This is a genomic window from Subtercola boreus (assembly GCF_003399625.1).
Lineage (GTDB): Bacteria > Actinomycetota > Actinomycetes > Actinomycetales > Microbacteriaceae > Subtercola > Subtercola boreus_C.
The window spans coordinates 101127-118878 of sequence record NZ_NBXA01000003.1 but is presented as its reverse complement, the minus strand read 5'-3'; the positions used below and the strand labels follow the sequence as shown (position 1 = coordinate 118878).

Below are 17752 nucleotides of genomic sequence, written 5' to 3'. Positions count from 1 at the left end.
GGAGTTCCACCCGTGAAACAGCGCGAATACGGCATCTTCCTGCCGATCGGCAACGGGGGGTGGGTGATGTCGACCACGGCGCCCCACCCCCAGGCCACCTACGACTACAACCGCAAGGCGGCCGTGCTGGCCGAGCAGAACGACTTCGACTTCATCATGTCGATGGCGAAATGGCGTGGCTACGGCGGCACGACCGACCACTGGGGCCAGACGCTCGAGTCGATCACGCTGATGGCGGCGCTCGCCGAGGCGACCACCCGGGTGAAGATCTGGGCCACCGTGCACACCAACATCATCCACCCCGCGGTCGCTGCGAAGATGTTCACCACGCTCGACCAGATCAGCAACGGGCGATCAGGACTGAACATCGTCGTCGGGGCCTACGCCCGGGAGTTCGAGCAGATGGGCCAGTGGCGGAGCGACTTCGACCACGACACCCGCTATCGCTACACCGAGGAGTGGGTCGAGGTGATCGAGCGGCTCTGGGCCGAGGACTCGGTGACCCACCACGGCGAGTTCTTCACGCTCGACGACTGCGAGTCGCGGCCGCACCCGACCGTGCATCCGACGCTCATCAGCGCCGGGCGCTCCCCGCGGGGGCTCGACTTCCAGTCGAAGCGGGTCGACGGGTCGTTCCTGACGGCCGCCGACATGCCGGGCCTCCGCGAGAACAGCCTCGAGGTGAAGGAGCTGGCGGCCGCCCAGGGTCGCGAGATCAAGACCTATTCGATGCTCACGGTCGTGATGGACGAGACGGATGCCCGGGCCGAGGCCCGCTTCCGCGAGTACGGCCGCGGGGTCGACACCGAGGCGATTGTGAACATGAAGCTCTCGTGGGGCCTTCCGCTTGACAAGGCGATGTCGATGAGCGCCGACAGGCCGGAGTTCGAGGCGTTCCAGACGGCCGTGGTGACGGGATCGCCCGAGACGATTCACGAGCGCATCGACGAGCTGATGGAGACGTCGGACATCGACGGGCTGATGATCGTCTTCCCCGAGTACCACGACGACCTGCCGCCGTTCGGTGAACAGGTCATGCCGAAACTCCGCGGGGATCGGTCGGGCGCCGGCCAGGCCGGGGCCGCCTCGACTGCAGGGGCTGACACCTCCGGGCTCCTCGCCTCGTTCGACGAGCGGATGTCGCTGTGAACGAGACGGCTGGTGGCGACCTGCACGGCGCCGACCAGCCGAACGCGGGTCTTCGCGAGCGACAGCTCGCGGCGCTCACCAGGCCGGGCCAGACCGGAGCGTTGCTCGTGGTCGATGTGCAGCGCTCCTTCGCCGACCCCGACTATCTGCCCTGGGTCGACGCCGACCGTCTGCCCGTCATCGCGCAGACGGTCGCCTCCGTGGCCGCGCTCGTCGAGGATGCCCGCGCACTCGGCACTCCGGTGGTGTGGATCCAGCTCGGACAGACCGCCGACAGGCCGTGGAAGTCGTCACTGTGGCTCCGCGACATCCCGGCCGACCAGCCCTGGCCGGCAGCCGACGAGCCGTGTGTGCTCGGCACCCCCGGGGCGGAGTGGTTCGGAATGGCGCCCGCCGAGGGCGAGCTCGTCGTGACGAAGCGCGGCTACAGCGGGTTCTTCGGCACGACGCTCGAGGCCGAACTCCGCGAGCGGGGCATCGACTGGGTGAGTATCGTGGGCCTCACGATCGACTGCTGCGTCGACGCGACGGCCCGCGACGCGTTCCAGGCCGGCTGGCCGGTGCTCGTGCCCGCCGACGCGACGGCGTCCTACGACGCCGAGCTCCAGGCGAACTCGCTGGCGAATGTGGCGCTGAACAGCGGGGTCGTCGTGACCTCGGCCGACGTGGTCGCGCTCTGGAGGCTCGCCTCATGACCATGCACCTCGCATTCGACCTCTCCTTCACGCACACCGAGGGCAAGTGGGCGAGCCCCGGGTCGTGGGAGGGCCGGACATATCCCGATGTGCGCATGTTCCAGGAGCTCGCCGTTCTTGCGGAGCGCGGCGGCATCGACATGCTCTTCTTCGGCGACGGAACGAGTATTCCTGACACCTGGCAGGGTTCTCTCGACGCGGCCGTGAAGTGGGGCATCCAGTGGCCGAGGCAGGACATGAGCCCGTACATCGCCGCCATGGCGCAGGTGACCTCGCACGTCGGTTTCGGGCTGACATATTCCTCGACGTTCATGCACCCCTACTACGTGGCCCGGCTGCTCAACTCGCTCGACCACGTGACCGGCGGGCGCATCGCGTTCAACGTGGTCGGGTCGACCCGGGTCTCGGATGCGCGCAACTACGGTTTCGACATGCTGCCGCCGCACGGCGAACGCTATGACCGCATGGAGGAGTTCATGGCGGTCTGCGCCGCCCTCTGGGACTCGGTGGACCCCTCGGCGATCGTCGCAGACCGTTCCACCGGAGTCTTCGGCGACCCTGCCGGTGTGCACCGGATCGACCACCGCGGAGCGCACTTCGCGGTGCAGGGGCCGCTCAACTCGGTGCCGAGCCCGCAGGGACATCCCGTTGTCGTGCAGGCCGGTTCGTCGCCCCGCGGAATCGCGGCCTCCGCCCAGTTCGCCGACATCATCTTCGGCATCGGCGGGCACCTCACATCGCAGCAGCGGCACCGCACGGCTCTGGATGCCGCGCTCGCCGCTGCCCGCCGGGATCCCGCTCGCGTGGGGATCCTCTGGGCGGTGCAGGTGATCCTCGGTCGCACCGCCGACGAGGCCGCCGCCCGCAAGGAGGCCATGCTCGACGTCTGGAGCCACGAGGCGGTCGGCGCATACCTCTCCTACAACAGCGGTTTCGACTTCTCGACCCTCGCCCGTTCGTTCACCCTGTCGGATGTCGCGGAGCAGATCCGGCTCGCCGAAGGAACCCAGGCCGGGTTCGTGCAACTCGTCATCGACGAAGTGGGCGAAGACGCACGGATGTCGCGCGACGAATTCTTCGAGCGGGGCTGGCGCTACGCCACCGGGTACGACCAGACCTACGCCGGCACGGCCGCCTCGGTTGCCGACGCTCTGGAGGAGAACTTCGAGGCGACAGGATCCCGCGGGGGATTCATGATCGCGAACCCGCTCTCGACCCCGTCGTCGCTCGCCGACGTAGTGGAGTTGCTGGCGCCGGAACTCCGCCGGCGTGGTGCGGTCGGGCCCGCCTACCCCGGCGGGACCCTCCGCGAGAACCTGCTCGCGTGACCGATACCTCCCGGAAACCGCCGGCGGGCCTCGAGGTGCCCTGGGAGCAGGTCATTCTCGTCTGCGCGCTGGTCGGCACCTCCCAGATGACGTGGGGTGCGCTGGTGCCGGCGCTGCCGCAGTACGCCCAGCAGTTCGGTGCCTCGGCGGTCATCCTGGGGCTGATCGTGTCGTCGTTCGGGCTCGGGCGGCTGCTCGTGAATGTGCCCGCCGGGCTCCTCCTGAAGCGCGTGCCCGCCCGGACTCTGCTGTTGGGCGCCACCGGAGCCCTCGCCCTGCTCACCCTCGTCACCGGCTTCATCGACAACGTCGTGCTGCTCATCGCGGCACGGTTCCTGGCGGGCATCCTGGGCGGCGCGGCCGTCACGGTGGGGCTCGCGGTGCTCACCCAGCGCACCACGCCCGCGAACCGGGGCTCGATCCTGTCGACCGTACAGGCCGTGCAACTGGCGGGAGCGGCGGTGGGTCCGGTGCTCGGCGGCGTCGTACTGACGTTCGGCACGCTTCCGCTCGTCTTCGTGGTGGCGGCGATCCCGCTGATCGGGGTGATCGTCTGGGCGCTGGTGCGCCCCAGCCCGGCTTTCTGGTCGTCGGAGTTCGTGCGCGATGCCGCTGCAGAGACCCCCGACACCGGGGGAGGTGCCTCGGAGGTCGGTGCGGCATCCGCACCCGCGGGCAGCATGGATGCCCGGGCTCGCCGGCGCGTGCTGGTCGGCATCTGCGTGCTCGCCTTCGGCATCTTCTTCGTGCGGTTCGGCGGCGACCAGTCGCTCATTCCTCTTCTGGCATATGACCGGGGCGGGCTCACGCCGCTCACGCTCGGGATCGCCTACGGTCTGACGACCGTGGTGTCGCTCGCCCTGCTCCCGTGGGTCGGCCGCCGTCTGAACGCGGGCGCGCGCCTCGGGTTGCTCATCGTTCCCACCCTGTTGGCGGCGGGCGCGATCTGCCTCTATCCGCTGGCGCAGTCGCCCTGGTTCTTCGGCGCGCTCATCGTGGCGACCGGGGTGCTCTCGGGCGTCGGAAGTCTCGTGCCGGGCGTGATCCTCGCCGATGTCACGCCGCGGTCGCGGGTGGGCGGGGCGGTCGGCCTCTTCCGCACGGTCGGCGATGCGGGTGCTGTGGTGGGCCCCCTCGCGCTCGGCTCGGTGTTCGATGCTCTCGGGGTGACGTGGGCGGTGGCGCTCCTCGCGGCGGTGAGCGTGGTCGCGCTGGCGGTGTACCTCGGCCTCGCGCGCTCCGCCCGCCCCGCTGTCCAGCGGCCTCGCAGGTGACACCAAGCAGAGGCGGCGTAGGGTTTGAGCATGCGACGCGGAATGTGGGCCGCCCTCACGGGCATTGTCGCTGCGGCGAGCGTTCTCGCCTCAGCCGAGCTGGTCGCGCTTTTTGTCGGTGCTGAGTCCAGTCCGCTCTTCGCCGTGGGCTCCCTGGTCATCGACCTCGCACCGCCCGGCGTCAAAGAGCTGACGATCTCGCTCTTCGGTACCGGAGACAAGGCCGCGCTGCTCACCATCCTCGCCATCGTGGTGGCGGTGGGCGCCGCCCTCGCGGGCTGGCTGGAGTACCGTCGCCGCCCCATCGGCACCGTGATCCTCGTGGTCTTCTCGGCGATCGCGGTGTTCGCCGTGACCACGCGGCAGGGCGCCTCCGGCATCTCCGCCGTGCCCACAGTGGTCGGGATGCTCGTGGGAGTCGTCGTGCTGAACGCGCTCCAGACGCGCCTGCGACGCTGGGTCGTGCGCGCCGACTCGGCTGCGAGCCGCCCGGCAGCCCGAGCGGGCGGCACCCGCGCCATCCGCACCGCCCCCGCAGCGCTCGAACGCCGCCAGTTCCTGACCTGGGTGGTCGTCGCGGCAGCCGCCTCGGCCATCGTCGGAGCCGGTGCCCGCGTGATGAACGCCGGGGCAGCAGTCGTCACGGCCGCCCGGAACGCTCTCGTTTTGCCCGCGGCATCCACTCCCGCAGCCGCACTGCCCGCCGGAACCGAACTCGGAATCACGAACCTCAGCCCCGTCGTCACGCCGGCAGCCGACTTCTACCGCATCGACACAGCGTTGCAGGTGCCGCAGCTGAACCCCGACACCTGGAGCCTCAAGATCGTCGGCATGGTCGAGAACGAGGTGGAGATCTCCTTCGCTGACCTCCTCGCCCTGCCGCTGGTCGAGAACTACACCACGCTCACCTGCGTCTCGAACGAGGTCGGCGGCGACCTCATCGGCAACGCCCTCTGGCTGGGCTACCCGATCCGCGACCTCCTTGCGCGCGCCAAGCCCACGGCGGGGGCCGACATGGTGCTCTCCCGGAGCTCCGACGGTTTCACGGCCGGCACTCCGCTCGAGGTGTTGCAGGACACCCAGCGTGACTCCCTTCTGGCGGTCGGGATGAACGGATCGCCGCTGCCCGTCGAGCATGGTTTCCCCGTGCGCATGGTGGTCCCCGGGCTCTACGGGTACGTCTCGGCCACGAAGTGGGTCGTGGAGATGAAGGTGACCACGTTCGCCGCCGACATGGGCTACTGGACCCCGCGCGGCTGGACCGCCCTCGGCCCGATCAAGACCTCCTCACGCATCGACACTCCCCGGCAGGGCAGCAGCCTCAGCGCCGGAACGATCCCGATCGCCGGCGTCGCGTGGGCCCAGCACACCGGTGTGCAGGGCGTCGAGGTGCAGGTCGATGGCGGCGACTGGCAGAAGGCCACCCTCGCCGATGCCATCTCCGCGGACACCTGGCGGCAGTGGGTGCTGCAGTGGGATGCGCCCTCGGGCGATCACGCCATCTCCGTGCGCGCAACAGACGACGGCGGCTACACGCAGACCTCCGACGAGGCTCCCCCCGCGCCCGACGGCTCCACGGGTTGGCACACCATCAAGGTGCACGTGAACTGAGGCGGCGTCCGCGCCCGTCCCCGCCCCCCGCCTGCACGTAAAAGAGGATGACGCGCCCGGTAAGCCCCTGGGGGCCGTACCGCTGCTGTCATCCTCTTTCAGTCACGCACCCACGCGGCGACAGCTCAGTCGGTCAGCCGATCAGCGAGGGGCGCAGGTCGCGGAGAGTCCGCGCCGCAGTCTTCTTGCGCGCCAGGAACATCGAGAACGCCAGTGCCCCGAGCAACCAGATGGCAAGCACTCCCACGTCGTTCAGCGCGAGCGACAGGTCACCGCCGTACATCAGCTGCCGGATGCCGTCCACCGCGTAGCTCATCGGCAGCACGTGGTGCAGCGCCGCCAACGGCCCGGGCAGCGTCTGCCAGGGGAAGGTACCGCCCGCTGTGACCAGCTGCAGTACCATCAGCACGAGCCCGAGGAACTGCCCGACGCTGCCCAGCCAGATGTTCAGCGCCCCGATGATCGCCACGAACGTGATCGACGTGAACACCATGAACGACAGCATGAGAGCGGGGTTCGCCACGGTGAAGCCGAGCGGCACGGTCACCACGAAGTACACCGCAGCCATCTGCAACGCACCGAGGAGTGCAGGGGCGAGCCAGCCCGCCGCCGTCACGCGAAGCGGAGCCTTGATGGCGGTCAGTGCGCGCCGTGACAGCGGCTTGATGATGAGGAACAGCGCGTAGATCCCGATCCAGGCCGCCAGGCTGATGAAGAACGGAGCCATGCCGGCGCCGTACGTCGTCGCCTTGGTGACCGTGTCGGTGTCGACGACGGCCGGGGTGGCGATGGTCGCCGCCGCCGTCTGCCGCTGGTCGGGCGTGTAGTACGGGATCTGGTCGACCCCGGAGACGAGCCCGTCCCGCAGCTTCACCGCACCGGTGTCGAGCTGTGCGGCGCCCGACGCGAGCGTCGCGGAACCGTCGGCGAGCTGCTGGGTTCCGCCGGCGAGGGTGGATGCCCCCTCTGCCAGTTGGCCGTTACCCTCCGCCAGCGTGGCCGCCCCATCGGAGACCTGCGCGGTACCGGAGGCCAGCGTGGATGCCCCGGCCGAGAGCTGTGCGGCCGACGACGAGAGCGTGGAGGCGCCGTCGGCGACCTTCTGCGTTCCGCCAGCCAGAGCCGACGCTCCCGCCTCGACCTGGGCCGTGCCTCCCGCCAGTGTTGCGGCACCGGCAGCGGCGTTCGCTGCTCCGTCGGCGAGACCGGGTGCCGCGTCGGCGAGCTTCTTCGTTCCGGCCGCGACCTGGGCGGCGGCGCCCGAGAGCTCCGACACCTGGGCGTCGAGTTGCTCGGCCTGCTTGCTGCCGTCCGTGATCGCCGTACCGACCGTGTCGAGCGGGGCGATCGCCTTCTCGATCTGCGCGTCGGTCAGCCCCTGGGCCTTCAGCCCGGCAACGATCTCGCTCCGTACGACGGGTACCTGGTCTGCAGCATCCTTGGTCGCGGTCGTCACCGAGTCAGCCGCCGAGGCGAGGGCCGCATTCCCGTCGGCGACCTGCTCTGCCCCGGCAGCCAGGCGGGTGGTGTCAGCCGGCAGGCCTGCGACCCCGTTGCTGAGGGTCGACAGCCCCGAGCTGAGACTCTGGGCACCGGCGTTCGTCTGCGCTGCCCCCGATGCCAGGGTCGACGCGCCGTCGGCGCTCGCTCGCGCACCGGTCGACAGAGTGGATGCTCCCGCAGCCAGTTGCGAGGCGCCATCGGCCAGCGTGGCCGAGCCGGTAGCCGCCGACGCAGCACCTGTCGCGAGCGTCGACGCGCCGGTTGCAGCCGTCGCCGCACCTGAGGCGAGCGCCTCTGCTCCGGTGTTCGCCGTGGCGGCACCGTCGGCGAGCCTCGCCGACCCCGACTCGGCCTGACCCGTGCCGTCGACGAGCTGGTTCGCGCCATCCACCGCGGTCGACAGGTTGTCGTGGATGGTGGCGAACCCGTTCAGGAACTGCAGCGCCGCAGCCTCACCGACCTGCTCGCTGATGCTCAGCCGCACCTTCTCGGCGACGGTGGCGGCGATGGAGGAGGCGAGAAAGCTGTTCGTGTCGTTCGTGGTGAGCTGCACGACGGCCTGCTGGGGCGTTGCGGTTCCCGCCGAGGTGAGCAGTTTCGAGAAGTCGGGGCCGAGGGTCAGCACGAAGTCGTACTCACCGTTCTTCACTCCGGATGCCGCCTGTTCGGCGGTCGCGTCCTCCCATTTGACGCTGTTGTCGGCGATCAGCTGATCGTGCACCTGCGCGCCGTAGTTCACGGCCGTGCCGTCGAGAGTGGATCCGGTGTCTTCGACGACCAGGGCCACCGGAATGTTCTTGATGCTCCCGTACGGGTCGCTGTTCGCCCAGAGGTAGAGGCCCGCGTACAGCACCGGAACGAGCATGAGGGCGACGAGCGCCAACCGCGCCAACCCGGTCGCCGTGAGACGGCGGAACTCGGTGGTGACAAGCGTGACGATCTTCATGAGGGGTCCGTGATTTCCGTGATTTCCGTGGTGTCGGCGGGGGTGGGGGGTTCGAGCAGGTCGGCCAGGCGGGCAGCCTCCTCGGCGCGGGCGGCGGCCGCGCGGCGCTCCAGCTCGGCCAGGCGTTCGGTTTCGAACCGGGCGGCGACCTCTGAGAGCAGGTCGGCTGAGGCGGGGCTTGCGATGACGAGCACTGCGAACCCGCGGAGCGCGAAGTCGGCGGCGACCGCCCACCAGTCGAACGGATCGCTGCCGCGCCGATCCGGTGCGGCGAGCACGAGGGCTTCGACGCCGGGGCGCACCGAGGCCAGCTCGGTGAGGATCCGCAGCCGCACCGCCGTCGGGATGTTCTGGATCTCCCAGCCCGAGAACTCCGTGGCATCGAGTTCTGCCAGCGTCTGCGCGGTCGCAGCGCGGCTCGACGGCCGCCCGGCGAACATCAGTTCCTCCTGAACGACCGCCTTCAGTTTCAGATCGCCCACGGGTTCGCTCACATCCGGTGCGTCGACGATCGCCGTCACCGAGCGCAGTCGCGGCGCATCGTCCGCGTCGTCGATCGTCACCGTGCCGTGGTCGGGAGCCATCCGCCCGGACGCGAGGAGCGCGAGCACGGTCGGGCGCTGCGCCGTCTCGACGGCGACCACGGTGACGCCGCCCGACTGGTACTCGAGGCTGGTCGGGGGCAGGTTCTCGCCCTGGTCGCCCTTGGCGACGCCCTGCAGTGTGATCCTCACGCTGTCTTCCCTTCGGGGTCGGTCGTGTGTGGCTCTGGCTCTGGTTGTGGCTGCGAGCCGAACCGCAGCTCGTCGTGGCCGTCGATGACCTCCGCTGCCTCGCGCCAGGAGAGCCCGGCGACGGCGAGAGCCGCCACCATCACGAGCCGGTGTCCGTCGCGGTTCGACAGGTTCGACCGGATCGCCTCATCGAGCACGGAGAGCGCCGAACCCTCGATGAGGGCGGCCAGCGTGCCCGGTGCCATGTCCTGGCGGAGCTCGTGCGCGTCGATGCCCGCCACGACGATGCTGAGGAGCCGATGCCGAACGGGCGAGAGGGTGCGGGCGACGGCGTACCGCTGGGGCCCACGGATGGCGAGCTGAGCCATGACGCGAACATTCTCGACCTCCGACCAGAGCCGGGCGCCGATCCGTGCGATCGCCACGCGGGAATCCGGATGATCGACGTGATCCAGTGCGGCGATGACCCGTTCGCTCCCCGACGAGAGGAGCTCGGTGACGAGGTCGTCGCGGGTGGCGAAGTGGCCGTAGATGGCCCGGCGAGAAAGTCCGGCGCCCGTCGCGATCGCGTCGAGCGACGCTTCTGGATCGCGGTTCAGCAGCACCCGGGCGGAATCCAGGATCGCCAGGCGGTTCTCTGTCGCATCCCGGCGCGGAACCCGGCTACCGGGCGTTCGAAGAGGTGTGGTCACTCCTCCATCGTAATAACTTGCACAGCGGTGTGCAAGTTATTGTAGAGCGCCCCGCTGAGCTCGAACGAGGGCGGTCAGCAGCGCGGTCGGAGCGAGCCCGAGGGCGTCATCCAGCAGGAGGGCGTAGCGGTCGTAGACGCGGAATGCTTCGGACTGGTTGCCCTCAGCGAAATGGACGCGGATGAGGGCGGCCTGGGCGCTCTCACGGAGCGGTTCCACTGCGATTGCGGCCCGGGCGGCCACTCCGGCCTCGGGTAGGCGGTGGAGCCTGACGAGCTCCCTCGTCTGGGCTTCGAGCCCGTTCATCCGGAGCCCGCGCCAGTCCTCCGCGGCGGCTATCACCCATTCGTCATACCAGTCTGGCAGCAGTTCGTCGGAGAGGGCGGCCACGGCAGAGGTGGAGATGTCGGCCAGCAGGGGCACCGTGTTCATCGGCAGCAGCCGGAGTGCGAGGCGGTGCGAGTAGTGCAGGTCGACCTCGACCTTTTCGGAGAGCGCCAGGGTGGTGGAGCCGACCTCGAGAAGGTCGCGGTGCTCCGGATCCATTCGGGTCAGGGTCGAACGGAGGCTGAGGCTGGCCTTGTGTTCGGTCGCTTCGGGCCAGAGGCTGCCGGCGATGCTGGCGCGGTTGACACTGTTCATCCTGAGCGCCAGGAAGGCCAGAAGACGCCGGGCACCGGAGGAGGTCTCACGGCTTCCGGTGCCCGAGATGGAGAATCCACCCAACAGGGAGATACGCACCATCTGTAGCGACCTTCCGGAAGGATAGGGAGCAGAAGAAAACCGAGCACCCGGGGTCTGGGGGTACTCGGAATCCTAACTGCGACTACATCTTTCGGCGCAGGTCTCCTGATTTGCGGCGACGTGTGATAGTGACCGCGAGGAGGGCGATGATTCCGGCGAGCAAGGCGATGGATCCGGCACCGAAGACGGGTGCGAGCTGGGCGCCCGTCTCGGCCAGTTCACTGCCGCCGCCCGAGGACCCACCCGGTGTCACGGGTGTGGCCGTCGACGGGGTGCTCGCTGTGGGCGTGGGCGTCGGGGTGGTGGTGGGTGCGGGTGACGCCGGGGAGGTCGCCGTCGGGGTGGGGGTGGCTGTCGGGCCGGGTGTGGGCGTCGCTGTGGGGGTCGGCGTCATGGTCGGCGTGGGCGTCGGTGCGGGGGTGTCCGTGGGGACGGGGGTCGGGGCCGGGGTGTCGGTCGGGACGGGTGTCGGTGCGGGGGTGTCTGTGGGGACGGGTGTGGGCGCAGGGGTGTCGGTCGGGACGGGTGTCGGTGCGGGGGTGTCCGTGGGGACGGGTGTGGGTGCCGGGGTGTCCGTGGGGACGGGTGTGGGCGCCGGGGTGTCCGTCGGGACGGGTGTGGGTGCCGGGGTGTCGGTGGGCACGGGTGTGGGGGCCGGGGTGTCGGTGGGCACGGGCGTCCCGGTGGGCGGGATGACCTCGCCGGGCTGGATGATCGTGGTGATCGACGTCGTGCACGTGACGGTTGCTCCGCCGCCGTTGCCCGATCCGTTGCACTGGTCGACGAGCACGGGGATGGCCGTCGTCTGGGTCGACGTGGTCACGTCGCACTGCACGCGCATGGTGGCTCCGCCGCCGTTGCCCGATCCATTGCACTGCGTGATGGTCGCGTTGGTGGTGTTCCCGATCGGGGAGCAGGCGACGGTCAGGGCGCCGCCGCCCTGGCCGGACTCGTTGCACTGGTTGATGGTGGCGGGGCTCGACGTGGAGTTGCCGATGATGGTGTTCTGCACAGAGACGGTGCAGGCGACGACTCCGCCGCCGCCGTTACCCGATCCGTTGCACTGGGCGACCGAGTTCACCAGGCCATCGGAGGGCGTGGTCACGGTGTTGCAGGTGGTGGCGCCTGCAGCACCGTGGCACTCGGTGACGACGGTCACCGAGGTGGTGGCACCGGTCTGGAGGTTCAGGGTGTTCTCGACGATGGTGTCGCAGCTGACCTCCTGGCCGCCGACGTTGTCGGAGCCGTTGCACAGGCCGAGCGAGACCGGCTCCGCGGCTACGGCTGCCGTCGGGTAGGCACCGATGGTGCCGAGGGTCAGGGCGATGAAGGCCACGAACATCGTGACGGTTGCGAACAGTCCGATCGTTCGGACGGATGCCAGTCGGCTGAGGCCGTGGGCCCCGCGCTTGGCACGCCTTCGATGGTGGTGTGCGGCCTTCGGTTGCGCTGTGGTCGTGTTCACGGCTGTGCCCCTCGTCATACGTTAAGTACCCCTCAACGGGGGTATTCTTCCCCACGGTTCGTGACCTCTTCGTGACTCGCGCGTGACCCGTGCGTGACTGTTGCGTGACTCGGCTGTGACGCCTGCCAGGGGGCCGGGGGAGGGTCTGCGATAGAATCGAGTGTGACTGGTGAAAATCTCTTGGGAGTGCCCCCGACCCTGCTGAACCCCGATGGTGTGGAGGAGGCTCTGGCCGCATCCGCGAACCCCGGTGTTTCGCCGGGTGGCCCCGAACTCGAGGCGCTCGCACGCCAGTTCCCCACGTCGTCGCTCGCCTGGGCGTTGCTCTCCGACCGGGCCTTCGAGGCCGGCGAGATCCTTCCGTCGTATGCCTACGCCCGGGTCGGATACCACCGCGGCCTCGATGCGCTCCGGAAGGGCGGCTGGCGCGGGCACGGCCCTGTGCCGTGGTCGCACGAACCGAACCGCGGGGTTCTCCGCTCGCTCTACGCCCTCCGCCGGGGTGCCGAGGCGATCGGTGAGACCGACGAGGTCGTGCGGCTCACCGAGTTCCTGAACGGCGCCGACCCGACGGCCGCCGCGGCGATCGAAAAACCCTCTTCCGCAGCATCCGAAAGGCTCTGAGACGTGCCCGCAATCGTTCTGATCGGCGCCCAATGGGGCGACGAAGGCAAAGGTAAGGCCACCGACCTCCTCGGCACCCGTGTCGACTACGTGGTCAAGTTCAACGGAGGCAACAATGCCGGCCACACCGTCGTGGTGGGCAACCAGAAGTACGCCCTGCACCTGCTGCCGTCGGGCATCCTCACCCCCAACGTCACTCCGGTCATCACGAACGGCGTCGTCGTCGACATCGAGGTGCTGTTCCACGAGCTCGAGGCTCTCGCCTCCCGGGGTGTGGATGTTTCCCGCCTGCTGATCAGCGCCAACGCCCACGTGATCACCGCCTACCACCGCACGCTCGACAAGGTCACGGAGCGGTTCCTCGGCAAACGCCAGATCGGAACGACCGGTCGCGGCATCGGCCCGGCCTACGCCGACAAGATCAATCGCCTCGGCATCCGCATGCAGGACATCTTCGACGAGAACATCCTGCGCCAGAAGGTCGAGGGCGCGCTCGATCAGAAGAACCACCTGCTCGTGAAGGTCTACAACCGCCGCGCCATCGAGGTGAACGACATCGTGGAGAATCTCCTCTCGTATGCAGACCGCCTCCGCCCGATGGTCGTCGACACGTCGCTCGTGCTGAACCAGGCCCTCGACGCCGGCAAGACCGTGCTCTTCGAGGGCGGCCAGGCCACCATGCTCGACGTCGACCACGGCACCTATCCGTTCGTCACGTCGTCGAACGCGACATCCGGTGGCGCCTCGACCGGATCGGGTGTCGCCCCCAACCGCATCGAACGCGTGATCGGCATCGTCAAGGCGTACACGACCCGCGTCGGCGCCGGCCCCTTCCCGACGGAGCTCTTCGACGAGTCGGGCGAGTTCCTCCGCGCAAACGGCTTCGAGTTCGGCACCACCACCGGCCGCCCGCGTCGCTGCGGCTGGTACGACGCCCCCATCGCGCGCTATTCGGCGCGCATCAACGGTGTCACCGACTTCGTGCTCACGAAGCTCGATGTGCTCACCGGCCTGAAGACGATCCCGGTCTGCGTCGCCTACGACGTCGACGGTGTGCGTGTCGACGAGGTTCCGGTGTCGCAGAGCGACTTCCACCACGCGGTGCCGATCTACGAGGAGTTCGAGGGCTGGGACGAGGACATCACCGGCGCCCGAACCTTCGACGACCTGCCTCCCGCTGCCCAGCGCTACGTGCTGGCCATCGAGGCGATGAGCGGGTCGCGCATCTCGGCGATCGGCGTGGGCCCCGGCCGCGAGGAGATCGTCGTGCGGCACGACCTGCTCGGGCTCTGACCTGCTCGGGCTCTGACCTGCTCGGGCTCTGGCGGCGGCAGGGTACGGCGCGCGGGGCGCTGAAACAAGCCCGCGAGCATCCGGAGCCCGGAGCGTAGCGTCGAAGCATGAGCGAACTGAAGAAGGGTGACGAGGTCACCTGGCAGTCCCACGGGTCGACGGCCGAGGGCAAGGTCGAGAAGAAGATCACCTCCGACACCCACGCGGCCAAGCGTGATGTGAAGGCCTCGAAGGATGACCCTCAGTACCTCGTCAAGAGCGACAAGTCGGGTGGCGAGGCCGTGCACAAGCCTGATGCGCTGAAGAAGAAGTAGCGCGGCGGCAGGCCGCGGGCATCCGGAACCGTGGCGCGCTACTCTGGCCACATGTGCACCCGGATCCTCTGGAACGACAACCCCATCGCCACCACCGTGGCCCGCTGCATGGACTGGGAGGTCAGCGACGAGCCCGACCTCTGGTTCGTGCCCCGCGGCCTCTCCCGGGGTGGGCAGGGCGCTGATGCCCTGGGCTGGACGTCGAAGTACTCAAGCGTCGTGCTCAGCATGTGGCGGCTCGGTACGTCCGACGGTCTGAATGAGAAGGGCCTCGCCGTCCACGGCCTCTACCTCGACCCCGTCGACGTCGGCGAGTGGCCGGTCGACGACCGGCCGGCCGTGCCGAACTCGCTCTGGGTGCAGTACGTGCTCGACACCTTCGCGACCGTGGCCGAAGCGGTTCTGGCGGTGGGCGACATCCGCATCACCGCGCCCGAACTCCGCGGCCAGCGCCTCGGCGTGCACCTCGCCATCGAAGACGCCTCGGGCGACTCCGCGATCTTCGAGCCGCAGGGGGACCGGATCGTCGTGCACCACGGCCGCGAATTCAGCGTGATGGCGAACTCCCCGGTGATGGATGCCCAGCTCGCGAACCTCGCCCGCTACGCCCCGTTCGGCGGGACGCTCACGCCACCCGGCGACATCACGTCGCTCGACCGGTTCGTGCGAGCCAGCTACTTCCGCCACTACCTGCCCGAGCCCGAGAACCTGCAGCAGGCGGTCGCGGGGGTGTTCCAGCTGATCCAGAACGTGGCCGTGCCGTACGGTGCGCCGTACCAGGACGGCGGCGTCTACCCGACCTGGTGGGAGGCCGGGGCCGACCTCACGAACGGCATCTACTACTTCGTGTCGACCCGGAGCCCCAGCATGTTCTGGGTGAGCCTGGCCGACCTCGCCGACGGTACAGAGGTGCTGCGGCTCGACCCGCGCGACGAGACGCTGGTGGGGGCGTCCGAGGCGCGGTTCGAGCCGGCGGTGCTGGCGTACTGAGGCTGGCCTACGGCTTCAGCACCACCTTGATGCAGCCGTCCTCCTTGTTCTTGAACAGCTCGTACATCTCGGGTGCCTTCTCGAGTGGCACCGCGTGCGTCGTGAGGTCTTCGGTGCCGAGCGGGTCGGCCGGATCCTCGACGAGGGGCATGAGTTCGTCGCGCCAGTTCTGCACGTTGCACTGGCCCATGCGGAGCGTCATGCCCTTGTCGAACATGTCCTTCAACGGCATCGGGTCGGCGACGCCGGCATAGACACCGCTGAGAGAGACGGTTCCGCCGCGGCGGACGGCGTCGAGTGCGAGATGGAGAGCCGCCAGGCGGTCGACTCCGGCCTTCGTGATGACCTTCTTCGCGATCGCATCCGGCAGCAGTCCCGCAGCCTTCTGAGCGAACTCGGCGCCGGGGTTTCCGTGCGCCTCCATGCCGACCGCGTCCACGATCGAGTCGGGCCCGCGACCGTCTGTGAGGTCGCGCAGGCGGTCGAGCGCATCATCCGTGAGGTCGAGAGTCTCGACGCCGTGCCGTTCGGCCATCGCCCGGCGCTCGGGCACGGGATCGATCGCGAGCACACGGTAGCCGAAGTGCTTGCCGATGCGGCTCGCGAACTGGCCGACCGGGCCGAGGCCGAGCACTCCCAGCGTGCCGCCGTCGGGAACGTTCGCGTACTTCACGCCCTGCCAGGCGGTCGGCAGGATGTCGCTGAGGAACAGGTAGCGCTCATCGGGCAGGTCGCTGCCGACCTTCGTCGCGTTGAAGTCGGCCAGCTGGACGCGCAGGTATTCGGCCTGGCCCCCGGGCACGTCGCCGTAGAGCTCGGTGTAGCCGTAGAGCGAGGCCCCGCTGCCCGACTGCCGGTTCTGGGTGGTCTCGCACTGGCTGGTGAGGCCGCGGCTGCACATGTAGCAGTGACCGCAGGCGATCACGAACGGGATGACCACCCGATCGCCCACGGCGAGCTTCGTGACGGCGCTGCCGACCTCAACGACCACGCCCATCGGTTCGTGGCCGAGGATGTCGCCCTTGTTGATGAAGGCGCCCATCACGTCGTAGAGGTGAAGGTCGGAGCCGCAGATGGCGGTGGAGGTGATCTTGACGATCACATCGGTCGGCTGTTCGATGGTGGGGTCGGGGACCGTCTCGACGGTGACGTTCTGGGTGCCTTGGAAGGTGAGTGCTCTCATGGTTCCGGTCTACGCGCCGGATGAGAACGGGAACAGGGCTTGACGGCTCCGGAAGCCTGCTCTGCTCATAGCTCCTTCGACATCTGGATCGCCGTCACCCTGTACTCGAGGGAGCGGTAGAGGTTCTGCGCGCGGGCGTTGTCGCCGAAAACGTTCAGCCCGATCTTCGTGGCGCCGTTGTCACGTGCGACCAGTTCGGCGAGCGACATCGCCGCGCGACCGTAGCCGTGCCCGCGCGAGACCTCGTCGATGTCGATGCTGTACACCCACCATTCCGCGGGGCGGCTCTCGTCGAGCGGCCCGATCCAGATCGTGCCGACAGGCACCCCCTCGGCCAGCACTTCGAGCAGGCGGTGCGTGGGCAGAGGCCTGCCGTCGGGAAAGTTCCTGCGGTTGGACTCGTCCGACTTCTGAGCGGCCAGCTCAGCGGATTCGCCGTTCGCACGCCGCTCCGCCTCATAGAGGGAGCTTTCGGTGGCGAGCCACCCATCGAACCGCGAATCAGCCAGGGGGCGGAGGGTGACTGTCATCTGCCGACCCTACCCTTTCGAACATGAACAACTGTCGAGTATCTCAGGCGGTCGCTTGGCTCAGACGACGGTGAAACCGCCCGGGAGGCTCTGGCGGCCGGTGAGGGCGAGCAGGATGTCCTCACCCTGGCCCGCCCGGGCTCCGATGCGCGCGGCGAGGGAGGTGGCATCCGTCACGCAGCCGACAGGCTGCCCGTGCGGCTGGCCGATGGCGCGGCCGATGTCCATCGAGTGCACCACGAGCTCGAAGCTCCGGGTGCGGAGGTACTGGGTGAGCTCGATGCCGTGGCCGCCCACGGAGACGACCCGGCCAGAGGGGGCAGCGTCGATCGCCGCGCTCGCCCTCGCCAGCGCATCCCGGATCTGCTGCACCGGATGCTCGCCCAGCCAGCGCCCGGCCTCGACGCCGCGCGCGGCCACGGCCTCGGGATCGGAGAAGTCGCGATAGATCAACGCGTAGTAGTCCTCTGCGGTGGGCAACCCGATCCGTTCGGCATCATCGTGGCCGAGATACGTCTCGACTGTGAGGATCGCCCGGGTGGTGTGACCCGCCAGCGAGCGCACCGACCATTCGCCGAGGCCCGGCAGATCCCACTGGTCGTCGGTGATCCGGCCGACCAGTGCGACGAAGGCGTCTGCCGCCTGGTGGAAGTTGGCTACGTTGCCCATGGCACCAT

General features: G+C 69.0%; 17 protein-coding genes. 9 read left to right on the top strand and 8 right to left on the bottom strand.

What is annotated here, in order from left to right; all coding sequences use genetic code 11:
* Positions 1-12: 12 nt before the first annotated feature.
* Genes B7R21_RS02310 through B7R21_RS02290 form a run of 5 tightly spaced genes read left to right on the top strand, consistent with a single transcriptional unit; the run spans position 13 to position 6057 of the window.
* Positions 13-1149, top strand: a complete 1137-nt coding sequence (locus B7R21_RS02310) for an LLM class flavin-dependent oxidoreductase (protein WP_116281635.1) — start codon at positions 13-15, stop codon at positions 1147-1149.
* Entirely contained in the window at positions 1146-1844 is a 699-nt protein-coding gene (locus tag B7R21_RS02305) for a cysteine hydrolase family protein (RefSeq protein WP_253259598.1), read from the top strand. Before B7R21_RS02310 ends, B7R21_RS02305 begins: the two co-directional genes overlap by 4 nt.
* Positions 1841-3172: an NtaA/DmoA family FMN-dependent monooxygenase gene (locus B7R21_RS02300; RefSeq protein WP_116281634.1), complete on the top strand. Its 1332-nt coding sequence runs from the start codon at positions 1841-1843 to the stop codon at positions 3170-3172. Before B7R21_RS02305 ends, B7R21_RS02300 begins: the two co-directional genes overlap by 4 nt.
* Entirely contained in the window at positions 3169-4446 is a 1278-nt protein-coding gene (locus B7R21_RS02295) for an MFS transporter (RefSeq protein WP_116281633.1), read from the top strand. The genes B7R21_RS02300 and B7R21_RS02295 overlap by 4 nt, the downstream gene beginning before the upstream one ends.
* A gap of 30 nt (positions 4447-4476) precedes the next feature.
* A complete protein-coding gene (locus B7R21_RS02290; RefSeq protein WP_116281632.1) occupies positions 4477-6057 on the top strand; it encodes a molybdopterin-dependent oxidoreductase in 1581 nt (526 codons plus the stop codon).
* Between the two features lie 133 nt (positions 6058-6190).
* On the opposite strand, the gene B7R21_RS02285 is transcribed toward B7R21_RS02290, so the two are convergent.
* The 5 genes from B7R21_RS02285 to B7R21_RS20365 form a co-directional block, all read right to left on the bottom strand.
* Entirely contained in the window at positions 6191-8506 is a 2316-nt protein-coding gene (locus B7R21_RS02285; protein ID WP_116281631.1) for a YhgE/Pip domain-containing protein, read from the bottom strand.
* Entirely contained in the window at positions 8503-9240 is a 738-nt protein-coding gene (locus B7R21_RS02280) for a hypothetical protein (RefSeq protein ID WP_116281630.1), read from the bottom strand. Before B7R21_RS02280 ends, B7R21_RS02285 begins: the two co-directional genes overlap by 4 nt.
* The gene (locus B7R21_RS02275; protein ID WP_116281629.1) at positions 9237-9932 is read right to left on the bottom strand and encodes a TetR/AcrR family transcriptional regulator; all 696 of its coding nucleotides are present in this window, start codon (positions 9930-9932) and stop codon (positions 9237-9239) included. Before B7R21_RS02275 ends, B7R21_RS02280 begins: the two co-directional genes overlap by 4 nt.
* Positions 9933-9968: 36 nt before the next feature.
* Positions 9969-10676: an AfsR/SARP family transcriptional regulator gene (locus tag B7R21_RS02270; protein ID WP_116281628.1), complete on the bottom strand. Its 708-nt coding sequence runs from the start codon at positions 10674-10676 to the stop codon at positions 9969-9971.
* Between the two features lie 82 nt (positions 10677-10758).
* On the bottom strand, positions 10759-12141 hold the full coding sequence (locus B7R21_RS20365) for a hypothetical protein (protein WP_216364080.1): 1383 nt from the start codon (positions 12139-12141) through the stop codon (positions 10759-10761).
* 162 nt (positions 12142-12303) lie between these two features.
* Between B7R21_RS20365 and B7R21_RS02260 the strand changes: the two genes are divergently transcribed.
* The 4 genes from B7R21_RS02260 (at position 12304) to B7R21_RS02245 (ending at position 15362) form a co-directional block, all read left to right on the top strand.
* Positions 12304-12765, top strand: a complete 462-nt coding sequence (locus tag B7R21_RS02260; protein ID WP_116281627.1) for a DUF3151 domain-containing protein — start codon at positions 12304-12306, stop codon at positions 12763-12765.
* Between the two features lie 3 nt (positions 12766-12768).
* Positions 12769-14058, top strand: a complete 1290-nt coding sequence (locus B7R21_RS02255; RefSeq protein ID WP_116281626.1) for an adenylosuccinate synthase — start codon at positions 12769-12771, stop codon at positions 14056-14058.
* 107 nt (positions 14059-14165) lie between these two features.
* A complete protein-coding gene (locus tag B7R21_RS02250; protein ID WP_116281625.1) occupies positions 14166-14372 on the top strand; it encodes a DUF2945 domain-containing protein in 207 nt (68 codons plus the stop codon).
* Between the two features lie 51 nt (positions 14373-14423).
* Positions 14424-15362 carry a linear amide C-N hydrolase gene (locus tag B7R21_RS02245; protein WP_116281624.1) on the top strand — a complete coding sequence of 313 codons (939 nt, stop codon included), beginning with the start codon at positions 14424-14426 and terminating at the stop codon, positions 15360-15362.
* Between the two features lie 7 nt (positions 15363-15369).
* On the opposite strand, the gene B7R21_RS02240 is transcribed toward B7R21_RS02245, so the two are convergent.
* The 3 genes from B7R21_RS02240 to B7R21_RS02230 all read right to left on the bottom strand — a co-directional run bounded on the left by B7R21_RS02240 (position 15370) and on the right by B7R21_RS02230 (position 17744).
* Positions 15370-16545, bottom strand: coding sequence for an alcohol dehydrogenase catalytic domain-containing protein (locus B7R21_RS02240; protein WP_116281623.1), 1176 nt, complete (start codon positions 16543-16545; stop codon positions 15370-15372).
* A 65-nt stretch (positions 16546-16610) separates the two neighbouring features.
* Positions 16611-17075 (bottom strand): GNAT family N-acetyltransferase, encoded by a 465-nt coding sequence (locus B7R21_RS02235; protein ID WP_116281622.1) that lies wholly within the window; start codon positions 17073-17075, stop codon positions 16611-16613.
* A 60-nt stretch (positions 17076-17135) separates the two neighbouring features.
* A complete protein-coding gene (locus B7R21_RS02230) occupies positions 17136-17744 on the bottom strand; it encodes a maleylpyruvate isomerase family mycothiol-dependent enzyme (RefSeq protein ID WP_172592011.1) in 609 nt (202 codons plus the stop codon).
* Between the last annotated feature and the right edge of the window lie 8 nt (positions 17745-17752).